14 protein-coding genes and 3 tRNA genes are annotated in these 14,311 nt (G+C 69.2%); 10 read left to right on the top strand and 7 right to left on the bottom strand.

Going from position 1 to position 14,311, the window contains the following annotated elements:
• Positions 1–127: 127 nt before the first annotated feature.
• From ppk2 to hemA, 7 genes are all read right to left on the bottom strand, one after another.
• Complete coding sequence (gene ppk2 / locus HEP75_RS16855) at positions 128–898, bottom strand: polyphosphate kinase 2 (protein ID WP_185813758.1); 771 nt, start codon at positions 896–898, stop codon at positions 128–130.
• The gene (locus HEP75_RS16850; RefSeq protein ID WP_009607246.1) at positions 895–1,233 is read right to left on the bottom strand and encodes a helix-turn-helix domain-containing protein; all 339 of its coding nucleotides are present in this window, start codon (positions 1,231–1,233) and stop codon (positions 895–897) included. The genes ppk2 and HEP75_RS16850 overlap by 4 nt, the downstream gene beginning before the upstream one ends.
• A 13-nt stretch (positions 1,234–1,246) precedes the next feature.
• The gene (gene moaB / locus HEP75_RS16845) at positions 1,247–1,765 is read right to left on the bottom strand and encodes a molybdenum cofactor biosynthesis protein B (protein ID WP_053841088.1); all 519 of its coding nucleotides are present in this window, start codon (positions 1,763–1,765) and stop codon (positions 1,247–1,249) included.
• A 98-nt stretch (positions 1,766–1,863) separates the two neighbouring features.
• Positions 1,864–2,490 (bottom strand): antibiotic biosynthesis monooxygenase, encoded by a 627-nt coding sequence (locus tag HEP75_RS16840; RefSeq protein WP_185824267.1) that lies wholly within the window; start codon positions 2,488–2,490, stop codon positions 1,864–1,866.
• Positions 2,491–2,745: 255 nt separating this feature from the next.
• Positions 2,746–4,455 carry a tetratricopeptide repeat protein gene (locus tag HEP75_RS16835; protein WP_185824266.1) on the bottom strand — a complete coding sequence of 570 codons (1,710 nt, stop codon included), beginning with the start codon at positions 4,453–4,455 and terminating at the stop codon, positions 2,746–2,748.
• A gap of 49 nt (positions 4,456–4,504) precedes the next feature.
• Complete coding sequence (gene prfA / locus HEP75_RS16830) at positions 4,505–5,590, bottom strand: peptide chain release factor 1 (protein WP_185824265.1); 1,086 nt, start codon at positions 5,588–5,590, stop codon at positions 4,505–4,507.
• Complete coding sequence (gene hemA / locus HEP75_RS16825; protein WP_185813754.1) at positions 5,568–6,851, bottom strand: glutamyl-tRNA reductase; 1,284 nt, start codon at positions 6,849–6,851, stop codon at positions 5,568–5,570. Before hemA ends, prfA begins: the two co-directional genes overlap by 23 nt.
• 66 nt (positions 6,852–6,917) lie before the next feature.
• On the opposite strand from hemA, the gene HEP75_RS16820 reads away from it, so the two are divergent.
• The 10 genes from HEP75_RS16820 to HEP75_RS16775 all read left to right on the top strand — a co-directional run bounded on the left by HEP75_RS16820 (position 6,918) and on the right by HEP75_RS16775 (position 14,296).
• Positions 6,918–8,615: a tetratricopeptide repeat protein gene (locus HEP75_RS16820; RefSeq protein ID WP_185824264.1), complete on the top strand. Its 1,698-nt coding sequence runs from the start codon at positions 6,918–6,920 to the stop codon at positions 8,613–8,615.
• Positions 8,612–9,265: a lipoprotein insertase outer membrane protein LolB gene (lolB, locus tag HEP75_RS16815; protein ID WP_185824263.1), complete on the top strand. Its 654-nt coding sequence runs from the start codon at positions 8,612–8,614 to the stop codon at positions 9,263–9,265. Before HEP75_RS16820 ends, lolB begins: the two co-directional genes overlap by 4 nt.
• Positions 9,262–10,125: a 4-(cytidine 5'-diphospho)-2-C-methyl-D-erythritol kinase gene (gene ispE, locus HEP75_RS16810; protein WP_185824262.1), complete on the top strand. Its 864-nt coding sequence runs from the start codon at positions 9,262–9,264 to the stop codon at positions 10,123–10,125. Before lolB ends, ispE begins: the two co-directional genes overlap by 4 nt.
• 14 nt (positions 10,126–10,139) lie before the next feature.
• Positions 10,140–10,216 (top strand) — tRNA-Gln (locus HEP75_RS16805).
• 140 nt (positions 10,217–10,356) lie between these two features.
• Complete coding sequence (locus HEP75_RS16800) at positions 10,357–11,316, top strand: ribose-phosphate diphosphokinase (protein ID WP_185813750.1); 960 nt, start codon at positions 10,357–10,359, stop codon at positions 11,314–11,316.
• 167 nt (positions 11,317–11,483) lie between these two features.
• On the top strand, positions 11,484–12,131 hold the full coding sequence (locus HEP75_RS16795) for a 50S ribosomal protein L25/general stress protein Ctc (RefSeq protein ID WP_185820870.1): 648 nt from the start codon (positions 11,484–11,486) through the stop codon (positions 12,129–12,131).
• Between the two features lie 54 nt (positions 12,132–12,185).
• Positions 12,186–12,770 carry an aminoacyl-tRNA hydrolase gene (gene pth, locus HEP75_RS16790; protein WP_185824261.1) on the top strand — a complete coding sequence of 195 codons (585 nt, stop codon included), beginning with the start codon at positions 12,186–12,188 and terminating at the stop codon, positions 12,768–12,770.
• 74 nt (positions 12,771–12,844) lie between these two features.
• Positions 12,845–13,936 carry a redox-regulated ATPase YchF gene (gene ychF, locus HEP75_RS16785; protein ID WP_185824260.1) on the top strand — a complete coding sequence of 364 codons (1,092 nt, stop codon included), beginning with the start codon at positions 12,845–12,847 and terminating at the stop codon, positions 13,934–13,936.
• A 168-nt stretch (positions 13,937–14,104) separates the two neighbouring features.
• Positions 14,105–14,190 (top strand) — tRNA-Tyr (locus HEP75_RS16780).
• A 32-nt stretch (positions 14,191–14,222) separates the two neighbouring features.
• Positions 14,223–14,296: transfer RNA gene (locus HEP75_RS16775), tRNA-Gly, on the top strand.
• Positions 14,297–14,311: the final 15 nt, after the last annotated feature.

The following is a 14,311-nucleotide window of genomic DNA, read 5'->3' as shown; positions in this document are numbered from 1 at the left end:
GCGTCTTTGCGGAGAGATCCGGTCGCGGCTGAAGCCGCTCCTACTGGAAGCCAGTGCACCGTCGGTCTCGGGTGCACCATCGAATCCCCAATCCCTAATCCCCAATCCCTAATCCCCAATCCCGACCTCAAACCGACGCGATCGGCTGCAACACGCCGAACTTTTCCTTGCGCGGTTTGTGCTTCAGCGGCGGCAGCTCCAGTTCCGGTTCCTGCAGCGGGGTGTCGGGCAACTGGTCGAGCAGATGCCGGATCAGGGTCAGGCGGCCGCGTTTCTGGTCGTTGAAATCGACCAGGGTCCACGGCGCCTGTTCGCGGTGGGTGGCGTCCAGCATCGCCTCGCGGGCGCGGGTGTATTCGGCGTACTGGGCGCGCGACTGCAGGTCCACCGGCGACAGCTTCCAGCCCTTCAGCGGATCGTGCAGGCGTTCGGCGAAGCGCTTCTCCTGCTGGTCCTGGTCCACGCACAGCCAGTATTTGAACAGGCGGATTCCGTCGTCGACCAGTAATTGCTCGAACAGCGGCGCCTGGCGCAGGAAGGCCTGGTATTGCGCGTCGCTGCAATAGCCCATGACCCGCTCCACCCCGGCGCGGTTGTACCAGCTGCGGTCCATCAGCACGATCTCGCCGGCGGCCGGCAGGTGCGCGACGTGACGCTGGAAATACCACTGCGTGCTTTCGCGGTCGGTCGGCTTGGGCAGCGCCACCACCCGGCACTGGCGCGGGTTCAGATGTTCGGCGATGGCCTGGATCGCGCCGCCCTTGCCGGCGGTGTCGCGGCCTTCGAACAGCACCAGCACGCGTTCGCCGCTGTGCTGCAGCGCCTGCGCCAGCGCCGCCAGTTCCAGTTGCAGCGGTTGCATCAATGCCTGGTACTGCTTGCGTTTGAGTTTGCTCATTTGCTGCGTCTCGTGCGGGTGCCGGCCATGCTGCGCGCCACTTCCAGCAGTGCGCCCTGCTGGCGGCTGTCGAGCGTGCGATAGGCCTGCAACAGGTCGTGTTCGCCGCGGGTGCGGGCCGGGTCGAGTTGGCTGGCCAGTTCGCCGAGCAGTGCGCCGGCGGGAACGCCGAACGCGCGCGCCAGCGCATTGAGCTGGTCGCGCCCGGGCATCTTCTCGCCGGCCAGCCAGGCCTTGACCGTGGCGGCGCCGGCGCGCGGGATGGCGGCGGCGATGTCCGCCGCGGTCATGCCGCTGGCTTTGGCCAGCAGGCGCAGGGTGGTGTCCAGTGACATGCGCGGTTCCAGGTCATTCCTTCAGGCGTGGGCGCAGCGTGGCCAGGTTGCACGGCCGGGTGCGCGCGTCGAGCTGCGCGGCGACGATCCTTTCCCAGGCGGTGCGGCAGGCCGAGGTCGAGCCGGGCAGGCAGAACACGAAGGTGGCGTTGGCCAGGCCGGCGAAGGCGCGCGACTGCAGCGAGGAGGTGCCGATCTCCTCGAAGCTGATCGCGCGGAACAGTTCGCCGAAGCCGGGCATCTGCTTGTCCAATAGCGGCAGCAGCGCCTCGGGGGTGGAGTCGCGGCCGGTGAAGCCGGTGCCGCCGGTGACCAGGATGCCGTCGACCTGCGGGTCGGCGATCCACGCCGAGACCACCGCGCGCATCCGGTAACGGTCGTCGGGCAGCAGCTCGCGCGCGTACAGGCGGTGGCCGGCCTCGCCGAGCACCGATACCAGGTAATCGCCGGAACTGTCTTCGGCCAGGCTGCGCGTGTCCGAGACGGTCAATACGCACAGGTTCAACGCGATGAAATCGGCTTTGGCGCTCATGCCCGAAGCCTAGCGGCTCGCCCGGTCGGCGTATAGCCTGCCGGCACGCATCGGCAGCGCCCGTACAGGCGCCGTCGCAGAACAACCGCGATGCCGGTTCAGGCGGGTGCGTGCGCGGGCTGCGTCGGGGCGCCGGGCAGGCTCAGCGCGCGCGGCCGGTAACGGGTCACGCTGGCCGCGGGATGGGACGCCAGGGGCAGGCGCTCGGGTTCGCGCTGCAAGGCGCGACGCTGTGCGTCGGCGCTGCTCCATTCGGCATAGTCGAGCAGGCTGCGGCCATCGTCGGACAGGTGCAGGTGCGAGGCGATCAGCCCGCGCAGCGCGTGCGCGCCGTCTTGCAGCGCGGCGAACGCCGCGTTGGCGTGGAGCTGCGCCTGCGCGGCATCGCGGGTCGCCAGCCTGGTCACCACGACGCAGCCGGGCGCGCGCTGCGGATCGGATACTCCGCTGCGGATGCGCCGATAACGGTGCAGCGTCAGTCGCGGCGCCGGTGCGCGCGGGCGCCAGCTGCGGTCGAGCGTCGTGGTGTCGTCGCCGCCGCATTGCGCGTACAGCAGGTCTGGTGCGGCGCTCAGCGCTTCCAGCCAGGCCAGGGCATGCAGGCCGGCGCCGGGGTTGGCGTGCAAGCGTGCGAGCAGCGTCGCGCAGACCGTTGCCGAGGCATGGGCGACCAGCACGCTGCGTGCATGCGGGGAGGTGAGGTCGGGCGATAGGCGTGATGGCATCGGGGCGTGCGCGAACGGAAGGCGCGCAGTGTCGAACCTCAACCGTGCTTCAGGTCAAGCGTGTTTCTGCATGACGGGCGCTTCAACAGGTGCAACGATGTGCCGTCATCAGGTCGCGGTTGGCTGCCGCTCGCGCTGCGCTGAAGAATTGCGGCCGCCCACGCAGGCAATCTGTCGGGAGGTTTGGTCTGGATGCGAACGCATCCGTTCCGCTGCGCCAGGTGCAGGTGCCGCCGCGGCCGGGCGATTTACGAGCTACTGCGGACCGCCCCAGCCATGCCGGCGCGCGGTCTCTCGCAACAGGTCGGCGAAGTCCGCAGCGAAGCCTTGCATGTCGAACAGACCGGCGCTGGCGCGGCGCTGCTGCAGCGTGTCGCGCAGTGCGCGCAGCGCCGCCGGATCGCGACCCAGCTGCACCGCCTTGGCAATGAAGGCATCGTCGTCGTCGACGTTCATCGCGTCCATGCCCAGGTGATGGTTGAGACTGCCGGCCACGCGTGCGGCGAAGGTCGTGCCGGGGCAGGTCAGCAATGGGCAGCCGGCCCACAGCGCGTCGGAGGCGGTGGTGTGCGCGTTGTACGGATGCGTGTCCAGGAACAGGTCGGCATGCCGGTAGCGGGCCAGGTAGTCGGCATGCGCCAGCTTGGGCATGAAGCGCAGCCGCGCCGGATCCACTTCGGCACGGCGCGCGGCCTCCCGCAGCCGCGCATCGGCCTGGCCAGGCACGGACAGCAACCACAGCACGCTGTCCGGCACCTGGCGCAGCACCGCCAGCATCCGCGCCATGCTGCGCGGGGTCAGCTTGTAGCTGTTGTTGAAGCAGCAGAACACCGTGCCGTGTTCGGGCAGCCCGCAGTCGCGGCGCGATGGCGGCATGCCGACGCGGCGGCTGTCGTCCGATGGCTGGAACGCGCGCGGCAGGCGCAGCACGCGTTCGCTGTAATGCGCGGCCAGCGCATCCGGTAGCGCGAACGCATCGCCGATGACGTAGTCGATCCACGGCGCGCCGGACGTGCCCGGGTAGGCCAGCCAGTTGATCTGCAGCGGTGCCGGACGCAGCGCCAGCACTTCCGGCGCACCACCGCCGCCCCAGCCGCGCAGGTCGAACAGGATGTCGATGCCGGCATCGCGAATGCCTTGCGCGATCGACCGGTGCGGCTGGCCGGCGACGTCGTGCCAGGCGTGCGCCGCGGCCTGCAGGCGCGTGCGGATCGCGCTGCCGTCGTCGCGGTTCAATGCAAACAGCTGCACCTGCAGGTCGGCGTGCGCGCGCAGCCGTTCGAACAAGGCCACGGTCAGCAGCCCGGTGGGATGCGCGCCGAAGCCGTTGGACAGGAAACCGACCTGCAAGGGGCCGGCGCGGCGCAGCGTCGTCGCCGGCAAGGGCGCAAGGGTCTGCGCCAACGCAAGCGCACGGTTACGCGCGCAGTGCAGCTGTTCGGCGGCAGTGGCGTCCTCGTTGAGGAAGGCGAACGGTTCGATCGCCGGATGGCTCTGGCGCACCGCGTCGCGCACTTGTTGCGACAGCGCGTCCAGCGCGCGCCAATCGCACAGTTTGCGTCGCCAGTTCAGCAGGTGCGCGGCGATCGACGGCTCCTGCGGCAGCAGCGCATGCGCGTGCGCATAGGCCTGCGCGGCGGCTTCGGCCTCGCCGTTGTCCTCCAGCGCATGGCCCAGCCACAGGGCGATGCCCGGATGCTGCGGCGCATGCTGCAGCGCTTGGCGCAACGCGGCGGCGGCCTCGGCGTGGCGGCCCTGGGTCCAGCGCACGCGGCCCAGCCGCGCCAGCGCTTCCGGATGCGCCGGGCGCAGCTGCAACGCGCGCAAGGCGGCCTGTTCGCCGGCGGCGATCGCCCCGGCACCGAGTTCGGCGTCGGCCAGCATCACCCAGGCGATGAAATCCTGCGGGTCGCGGCGCACCGCGTCCTGCAGCTGGCGTAGTTCGTGCAGCGCGCTGCCGCTCACGCGCGCACGGTGGCCAGCGCGTGCGCAGTGGCGCGGCGCACGCGCACGCTCACGGGCTGTCGCTCAGTCGCGCCAGTTCGTCGACCTGGTGCTCGTGGCTCAGCCGCTCGATCAGCGCGTCGAGGTCGCCTTCGATCACGTTCGGCAGGTCGTACAGGGTCAGGCCTTCGACCCGGTGGTCGGTGATGCGACCCTGCGGGAAGCTGTAGGTGCGGATGCGCTGGCTGCGGTCGCCGCTGCCGACCTGCAGCTTGCGGTCCTGCGCCTCGGCCGCAGCCTGCTTGCTGCGCTCGGCGTCGAGCAACTGCGCCTTCAGCCGCTTCATCGCCTTGTCGCGGTTGGCGTGCTGGCTGCGCTCGGTCTGGCATTCGACCACCACCCCGCTGGGCACGTGGGTGATGCGGATCGCCGATTCGGTCTTGTTGACGTGCTGGCCGCCGGCACCGGAGGAACGGAACGTGTCCACCTTCAGGTCGGCCGGGCTGATCGCGATCTCTTCCACGTCGTCGGCTTCGGGAATGATCGCCACCGTCGCCGCCGAGGTGTGGATGCGGCCTTGCGACTCGGTCGCCGGCACCCGCTGCACGCGGTGCGTGCCGGATTCGAACTTGAGCTTGGAGTAGGCACCGCGGCCGACGATGCGCGCCACGATCTCCTTGTAGCCGCCGTGCTCGCCGGGGCTGTCCGATTCCACTTCCACCTTCCAGCCCTGGCGTTCGGCATAGCGCGCGTACATGCGGAACAGGTCGCCGGCGAAGATCGCCGCCTCGTCGCCGCCGGTGCCGGCGCGCACTTCCAGGAACAGGTTGCCGTCGTCGCGCGGATCGCGCGGCACCAGCAGCAGTGCCAACTGCTCGTCCAGCGCGAGCAGGCGCGCGTGCGCGGCGGCGATTTCCTCCTCGGCCAGTTCGCGCAGTTCCGGATCGCCGCGCATCGCCTCGGCCGCGGCCAGGTCGGCCTTGGCCGCGGCCTCGTCGGCCAGCGCGGCGGCGACCGGCTCCAGCTGCGCGAATTCGCGCGAGTAGTCGCGGAAGCGCGCGTTGTCGTTCACCACCTCGGGATCGGACAGCAGGCGTTCGAGTTCTTCGCGACGCTCGGCCAGCGCCTCCAGCTTACGGCGCAGGGTCGGTGTCATCGGTCTTCAGAATGGGATGGAAATAGCCCGGCTTTTCCGGGAACAGGCGCTCGGCGGCGCGGGCCAGCTCGGCATCGCCGCTCAGCGCCGCCTCGCGCAGCGCCGCGGTGGGCGGATGCAGCAGGCGGTTGGTCAGGGTGTTGGCGAGGAATTCCAGCACCTCGTCGGCCGGCTTGCCGTTGGCCAACTGCTGCCGCGCCTTGGCCAGCACGTCGTCGCGGGTGCTGTCGCCGTGCGCGCGCAGGCGCTTGAGCGGCGCCTGGCGGGTGCTGGCCTGCAGCGTCTCGATGTAGCGCAGCACCTGCAGGTCGATGATCGCCTCGGCCGCCTCGGCCGCTTCGCGGCGGCCGCGGCGATTGTCCTCGACCGCGCGTTCCAGGTCGTCCACGGTGTACAGATAGGCATCGGCCAGCTCGGCCACGCCGGCCTCGATGTCGCGCGGCACCGCCAGGTCGAACAGCAGCATCGGCTTGTGCTTGCGCGCGCGCAGCGCCTGCTCGACCTGCGCGCGGGTCACCACCGGCTCGCGTGCGGCGGTGGCCGAGAACACCACGTCGGCTTCCTGCAGATGCCGCTCCAGCTCGCTCAGCGGCAGCGCCACGCCGCCATGCCGGCTGGCCAGCTCCTGGGCGTGGGCGAGGGTGCGGTTGGCGATCAGCAGGCGCCGCACGCGGCCTTCGCTGAGGTGCTTGGCGGCCAGTTCGATGGTCTCGCCGGCGCCGACCAGCAGCACCGTCGATTCGCTGAGCCGGGCGAAGGAGTTCTGCGCCAGGCGCACCGCGGTAGAGGCCACCGAGACCGGATTGGCGCCGACCCGGGTGTCGGTGCGTGCGCGCTTGGCCACCGAGAAGGTCTGCTGGAACAGCCGGTCCAGGCGGTTGCCCATCGCCCCGTGCTCGCGCGCCAGCGCCCAGGCGTCCTTCACCTGGCCGAGGATCTGCGGCTCGCCAAGCACCATCGAGTCCAGTCCGGTGGCGACGCGGAACAGGTGCCGCACCGCATCGGCGTCCTGGTGCTGGTACAGGTAGCCGTGCAGCCCGGCCGCGTGCGAATCCAGCCAGTCGGCCAGGCTCTGCGCGTCGTCGGCGATCGCGTACAGCTCGGTGCGGTTGCAGGTGGACAGCAAGGCGGCCTCGGCGACGTTGGGCAATGCGCGCAGCGATTGCAGCGCGCGCGGCAGCGCATCGCCGGCGAACGCCACCCGTTCGCGCAGGTCGACCGGCGCGGTCTGGTGGTTCAATCCGAGCACCCACAACGTCATCTGTTCAGTTGCTTGCGATAAGCTGCTGGCCATTCAGGGCCCCATTTTACGGCCCGGTTGCCCCCGATGCCCGCATTGATTCGCATCCGTATCGTTCTATTGCTGTCGGCGCTCGCCGCGCTGCCGGCCACCGGTGCCGCCGCCGCCGCGCCGACGGCCACCGCCAAGCTGCCGCCGAGCGCCGCTGCGTCCTCGCTGACGCCGGTGCTGGCCGGCGAGTTCGCGCTGCAGGCCGGGCAGCTGGCCGATGCCTCGCACTGGTACCTGGAGGCGGCGAACGAGGCACCCGGCGATGCCGGCCTGGCCGAGCGCGCCACCCGCATCGCCATGCTGGCCAACGACAACGCGGCCGCGGCGCAGGCCCTGGCGCTGTGGCGCCAGCGCGCGCCGGAGTCGCTGCCGATGCGCAGTGCCGAGGCCTCGCTGGCGCTGCGCAACGGCAATCTGCGCCAGGCGCGCGGCCTGCTGGTGGCGCTGCTGCGCGACAAGGACGCGCGCGGCTGGCGCTATGCGCTGGTGGCGCTGGTCAGCGGCAACCGCGATCCGGAAGTGGCGGCGAAAGTGCTGGACCAACTGCTCGACGCCAATGCCATCCCCGATCAGCTCGAGGCCTGGCAGGAGTTCGGGCGCCTGGCGCTGCGCCTGGAGCAGCCGAAGCTGGCCGAGCGCATCGTCGATCAGCTGGTCAAGCGCTTCCCGGAAGAGCCGCGGGTGGCCCTGCTGCACGCCACCCAGCTGCAACAGGCCGGCAAGACCGAGCAGGCGCGGGCGCTGCTGCAGGGCGTGGAGCCCAAGGCGCCGGCCGACCCGGAATTGCGCGGCGCGCTGGCCTACGCCTATGACGCGATCGGCGACACCGCCGCGGCGGCGCGGGTGCTGGCGCTCGGTCCGCAGAACACCCAGAACTACGGCCTGCGCGCCTCGATGCTGGCCAAGCTGCAGGACAACGCGGCGCTGAGCGCGCTGTACGAGGAGTTGCGCAAGGGCGCGGCGCAGCCTGACCCGGAGCGGCGCCTGCTGCTCGGCAAGATCGCCGAGTTCCTGAAGCGCTATCAGGAAGCGGTGACTTGGTACCGCGGCGTGCCGGGCGGCCCGCTGCGCAACGAAGCGCGGTTGCGCACCGCCGGCGCGCTGTACGAACTCGGGCAGAAGGACGCCGCCTTCAGCGAGGCGCGCGCGCTGCAGGACGATGCCGAGGCCGATGATGCCGCGCGCCGCGATGCCTACGTGCTGGAGGCGGAACTGCGCCAGCGCAGCGGCGACGACGACGGCGAGCTGCAGGTGTTCGAGCGCGGCCTGGCCGCCTATCCAGACGACAACGCGCTGCTGTACGCGCGCGGCCTGGCCTGGGAGCGGCGCGACCGCATCGACCGTGCCGAAGCCGACCTGCGCAAGATCCTGGTCACCGAGCCGGAGAACGTGGCCGCGCTCAATGCGCTCGGCTACACCCTGGCCGACCGCACCCATCGCTACCGCGAGGCGCTGCAGTTGATCGATCGCGCGCGTACCGCCGATCCGGACAACGCCGCGATCATCGACAGCTATGGCTGGGTGCTGTACCGGCTGGGCAAGACCCAGGAAGCGCTGGTGCAGCTGCGCCGCGCCTGGACTCTGTTCAAGGATCCGGAGATCGCCGCGCACATCGGCCAGGTGCTGTGGGAGCAGGGCAAGCACGACGAGGCAAGCAAATACTTCGACGAGGCACGCAAGCTCGATCCGAAGAATCGCGCGCTGCAGCGGGCGATGGAAAAGGTCGCGCCGTGAGGGCGGCGTTGCGCGCGGCATGGGCGCTGACGGCGTTGCTGGCGCTGGCCGGCTGTACTTCGCTGGCGCCGCGGCAGGCGCCGCCGGCCGCAAGCGCGCCGCTCGGCGAGGCCGCGCGCCAGGCTGAAGCGGCCCGCGGCGCTTGGCTGCAGGCGCATCCGCAATGGTCGTTCCAGGGCCGGGTGGCGATCACCAAGGGCCGCAACGGTGGCAGCGGCCGCATCGACTGGGCGCAGCAGCAGCGCCAGTACCGGATCGAGCTCAGCGCGCCGGTGACCCGGCAGAGCTGGCGCCTGACCGGCGACAGCCAGCGCGGCGGCGGCCGTCTGGAAGGGCTGGAGGGCGGTCCGCGCGCAGGCGAGGACGCGCAGCAGCTGCTGCTCGAGGCCACAGGTTGGGAGATTCCGGTCAATCTGCTGCCGGATTGGGTGCGTGGGCAGGTTGCGGTGGACGCAGGCGCGCCGGAGCAGGTGAGCTACGACGCCGAAGGGCGTCCGCAGGCGCTGCGGCAGATGGGCTGGGAGATCCAGTTCCAGGAGTGGTACCCGCCCAGCGACGGCCGTCCGGCCTTGCCGCGGCGCATCGAGGCGCGCAACGGCGACGCCAAGGTGCGCCTGTTGCTGGACCAGTGGGACTTCGCCGCGCCATGAGCGCAGTGGGAGAGGGCGGCTGGTCGGCCTGGCCGGCCCCGGCGAAGCTGAACCTGTTTCTGCAGATCACCGGCCGCCGCGCCGACGGCTACCACGCGCTGCAGACCGTCTTCCGCCTGCTCGATTGGGGCGACACCGTGCATCTGCGCGTGCGCGCCGACGGCGTGGTGGCGCGGCTCGGCGACTCCGTGCCGGGCGTCGCCGAGGCCGACGACCTGCTGGTGCGGGCCGCGCGGCTGCTGCAAAAACACGCCAAGATCGCCCAAGGTGTCGATATCCGCGTCGAAAAACGCATTCCTGCCGGCGGTGGGTTTGGCGGTGGCTCGTCCGACGCGGCGACCGCGCTGGTCGCGCTGAATGCGCTGTGGGGCGCCGGACTGGACGAGGATGCGCTGGCCGGCCTGGGCGTGGCGCTGGGCGCGGACGTGCCGGTGTTCGTGCGCGGCCGCGACGCCTGGGCCGAGGGCGTAGGCGAACGGCTGACGCCATTGCGCCTGCCGCCGGCCTGGTACGTGCTGGCCGATCCGGGGGTTCATGTGCCCACCGCGGCGCTGTTCCAGGCCCCGGATTTGACGCGGGATGCCGCGCCCGCGAAAATGGCCGACTTCGTTTCAGGTTTCCTGCTCGGCAATGCGTTCGAGCCGGTGCTGCTCCGCCGCGAACCGGCCATCCAGGCCGTGTTCCAGGCGCTAGCGCAGATCGGCACGCCGCGCCTTACCGGGTCGGGGAGCGGGTGTTTCGTCGAGTTCGCCGATCGCGCTGCCGCCGTGCGTGCGCTGGCGGCCTTGCCGGACGGATTGCGCGCCTGGGTGGCTGGCGGCGTGACCCGTTCGCCGCTGCTCGATGCGCTGGAGGCATAGCAACAGTTTCATGCAGGGGCGTCGCCAAGAGGCCCAAGGCACCAGGTTTTGATCCTGGCATTCGTAGGTTCGAATCCTACCGCCCCTGCCAATTATGTATGCAGATCCCTCTGCAAAAGCCCGCACATCCATGTGCGGGGGTTCAACAGGTAGAAGCGTCGCTTCGCCTGGTTTTTCCCGCTTTCCATGCTGTTTCTTCGTTGCACATTCGCCGCCGCCCGAGACACTCTCATGCAAGATCAACGTAACCTGCTGGTGTTCTCCGGCAATGCCAACAAGCCGCTTGCCAAGAGCATCTGCAAGGAGCTGGGCGTGCGTCCGGGCAAGGCGATGGTGTCGCGCTTCTCCGATGGCGAAGTGCAGGTGGAGATCGAGGAGAACGTGCGCCGGCAGGAAGTGTTCGTGATCCAGCCGACCTGCGCGCCCAGCGCGGAGAACCTGATGGAGCTGCTGGTGCTGATCGACGCGCTCAAGCGCGCCAGCGCCGCCAGTGTCACCGCGGTGGTGCCGTACTTCGGCTACTCGCGGCAGGACCGGCGCATGCGTTCTTCGCGCGTGCCGATCACCGCCAAGGTCGCGGCGAAGATGTTCACCGCGGTCAACGCCGACCGCGTGCTGACCGTGGACCTGCATGCCGACCAGATCCAGGGCTTCTTCGACATCCCGGTCGACAACGTCTACGCCTCGCCGCTGCTGCTGGCCGACATCTGGCGCGCTTACGGCACCGACAACCTGATCGTGGTGTCGCCGGACGTGGGCGGCGTGGTCCGCGCCCGCGCCGTGGCCAAGCGCCTGGACGACGCCGACCTGGCGATCATCGACAAGCGCCGCCCGCGCGCCAACGTGTCCACGGTGATGAACATCATCGGCGACGTCGAAGGCAAGACCTGCGTGCTGGTCGACGACATCGTCGATACCGCCGGCACCCTGTGCGCCGCCGCGGCCGCGCTGAAGGCGCAGGGCGCGCTGAAGGTGGCCGCGTACTGCACCCATCCGGTGCTGTCCGGCCCGGCGGTCAGCAACATCAGCAATTCGCAGCTCGACGAACTGGTCGTCACCGACACGATTCCGTTGTCGGACGCCGCGCGCGGCTGCAACAAGATCCGCCAGCTCAGCGTCGCCGAGCTGCTGGCCGAAACCATCCGCCGCATCGCCTTCGGCGAGTCGGTGAGTTCGCTGTACGTCGATTGATTAAAGGCCGGGATTGGGGATTCGGGATTGGGGATTCGCAGAGCAGGCGCTGTTGCGAATCCCCAATCCCGAATGCCGAATCCCGGCTTTCCAACGACTCTTCTGGTCGCGGAAGAGTCCTCAAAACCGCCGCGAGGCGGTTCATTCAACCAAGGTAGTAAACGCAAATGGCAACCACACATGAAATCAAGGTTCAGCGCCGCGAGGTCGAGGGTAAGGGTGCGAGCCGCCGCCTCCGTCGCGACGGCCTGATCCCCGCCATCGTCTACGGTGGCGAACTGAAGCCGGTCAACATCGAGCTCAACCACAACGAAGTCTGGCTCGCCAGCCAGAACGACTGGTTCTATTCGTCGATCCTGAGCCTGAGCCTGAACGGCGACATCCAGAAGGTGCTGCTGCGCGATATGCAGCGCCATCCGTTCAAGCAGCTGATCCTGCACATCGACTTCCAGCGCGTGAACGACAACGAGGTGCTGCATGCCTCGGTGCCGCTGCACTTCCTCAACGAGGACACCTCGCCGGCCGGCAAGTCGGCCGAAGTGGTCGTCACCCACGAGCTGAACGAGATCCAGGTCGTGTGCCTGCCGAAGGACCTGCCGGAGTTCGTCGAAGTCGACCTGTCCGCGCTGTCCGTCGGCGACGTGATCCACCTGTCCGATCTGAAGCTGCCGGCCGGCGTCGAGCTGCCGGAGCTGAAGCTGGGCAAGGAGCACGACGTGGCGGTGGTCATCGCCAAGCACGGCCGTGTCGAAGCCGAGCCGGAAGCGACCGAGGCCCCGGCCGCGGCCGAGCCGGCGAAGAAGGACGGCAAGTAATCGCCTGCGCGGCGCCCGGACCGTCTGGTCCGGGCGCCGCGGCGATGCTGCGGCATGACTGGTCTGCGTCTGATCGTCGGTCTGGGTAATCCCGGAGCCGAACACGCGAACACCCGGCACAACGCCGGGTTTCGTTTTGTCGAACATCTGGCCGAGCGGGCCGGCGCGCGCTGGAGCGTGGACGCCAAGCTGTTCGGCGAAACCGCCAAGGTCGATGTGGCCGGGCAGGCGGTATGGCTGTTGAAACCGGCCACCTTCATGAATCTCAGCGGCAAGTCGGTGACCGCCGCATTGCGCTACTGGAAGATCGAACCGGCGCAGGCGCTGCTGGCGCACGACGAGCTGGATCTGGCGCCGGGTATGGCGCGGCTCAAGTTTGACGGCGGCCATGGCGGGCAGAACGGGCTGCGCGACACCATTCGCCTGCTCGGGCATGCCGGTTTCCATCGGCTGCGCATCGGCATCGGCCATCCCGGGCACAAGGACAAGGTCGTACCCTGGGTGCTGGGGCGTGCAAGCAAGGACGACCAGATCCTGATCGACCGCGCCATCGACGACGCCATCGCCGTACTGCCGCTGGCGGTGCAGGGCGATTTCAACGAGGCGATGAAGCGGCTGCATACGAGCAGGGATTCGTGATTGGGGATTGGGGATTCGTGGCCTTGCGGCGTGGCGAATCTCCAATCCCGAATCCCAAATCCCGGAAGTGAACCATGGGCATCAAATGCGGCATCGTCGGCCTGCCCAATGTCGGCAAGTCGACTCTGTTCAATGCGCTGACCAAGGCGGGCATCGCTGCGGCCAACTTCCCGTTCTGCACCATCGAGCCCAACATCGGCGTGGTGCCGGTGCCGGATCCGCGGCTGGGCGAGCTGTCCAAGATCATCAATCCGCAGAAGGTCGTGCCGACCGCGGTCGAGTTCGTCGACATCGCCGGCCTGGTCGCCGGCGCGGCCAGCGGCGAGGGCCTGGGCAACAAGTTCCTGGCGCACATCCGCGAGGTCGATGCGATCACCCACGTGGTGCGTTGCTTCGAGAACGCCGACGTCATCCACGTCAACAACAAGGTCGATCCGATCTCGGACATCGAGACCATCGACACCGAGCTGGCCCTGGCCGACCTGGACAGCGTCGAGAAGGCGCTGAACCGCGCCGAGCGCAGCGCCAAGGGTGGCGACAAGGATGCGGCCGCGCGCAAGCCGGTGCTGGCCAAGCTGCAGGCCGCGCTGGCCGACGGCAAGGCCGGGCGCACTGCGGGCCTGGACGAGGAAGAGAAGGCGCTGGTGCGCGATCTGTTCCTGCTCACGCTCAAGCCGGTGATGTACATCGCCAACGTGCTCGAGGACGGTTTCGAGAACAATCCGCACCTGGATGCGGTGCGCGCGCGTGCCGCCACCGAGGGCGCCGAAGTGGTGCCGGTGTCGGCGGCGATCGAGGAAGAGCTGTCGCAGCTGGACGACGCCGACCGCGACACCTTCCTGGCCGACCTGGGCCTGGCCGAGCCGGGCTTGAACCGGGTGATCCGCGCGGCGTATTCGCTGCTCGGGCTGCAGACCTATTTCACCGCCGGGGTCAAGGAAGTGCGCGCGTGGACGGTGAAGGCCGGATCGACCGCGCCGCAGGCCGCCGCGGTGATCCACACCGATTTCGAGAAGGGCTTCATCCGCGCCGAAACCATCGCCTACGACGACTTCATCAAGTACAAGGGCGAAGCCGGCGCGCGCGAGGCCGGGCGGCTGCGCCTGGAGGGCAAGGAATACCGCGTGCAGGAAGGCGACGTGCTGCATTTCCGCTTCAACGTCTGACCCGCATGCGCGCGTTCGCGCCGTGCCGCGGGCGTGGCGCACGCGGTGCGCGTTTCCTGCGACATCGCGTCAAAATACTGTTGACAAGGCAGGGATGTCAGGGAAGAATAGCGGGCTGTTTCACCCCGTACTGATTTCGGCCTTGCGGCCTGGTCGGGACGGGTAGCTGGAGGGATACCCAAGCGGCCAACGGGGGCAGACTGTAAATCTGCTGGCTTACGCCTTCGGTGGTTCGAATCCACCTCCCTCCACCAGTTTTTATGTTGTGGCAGTGCGGCATCCCGTAGCGGGAGTAGTTCAACGGTAGAACCTCAGCCTTCCAAGCTGATGGTGCGGGTTCGATTCCCGTCTCCCGCTCCATTGAACGCGCTTGTG

The sequence above is a fragment of the Xanthomonas sp. SI genome, from assembly GCF_014236855.1.
GTDB lineage: Bacteria > Pseudomonadota > Gammaproteobacteria > Xanthomonadales > Xanthomonadaceae > Xanthomonas_A.
This window is presented reverse-complemented; position numbering and strand designations above follow the sequence as displayed.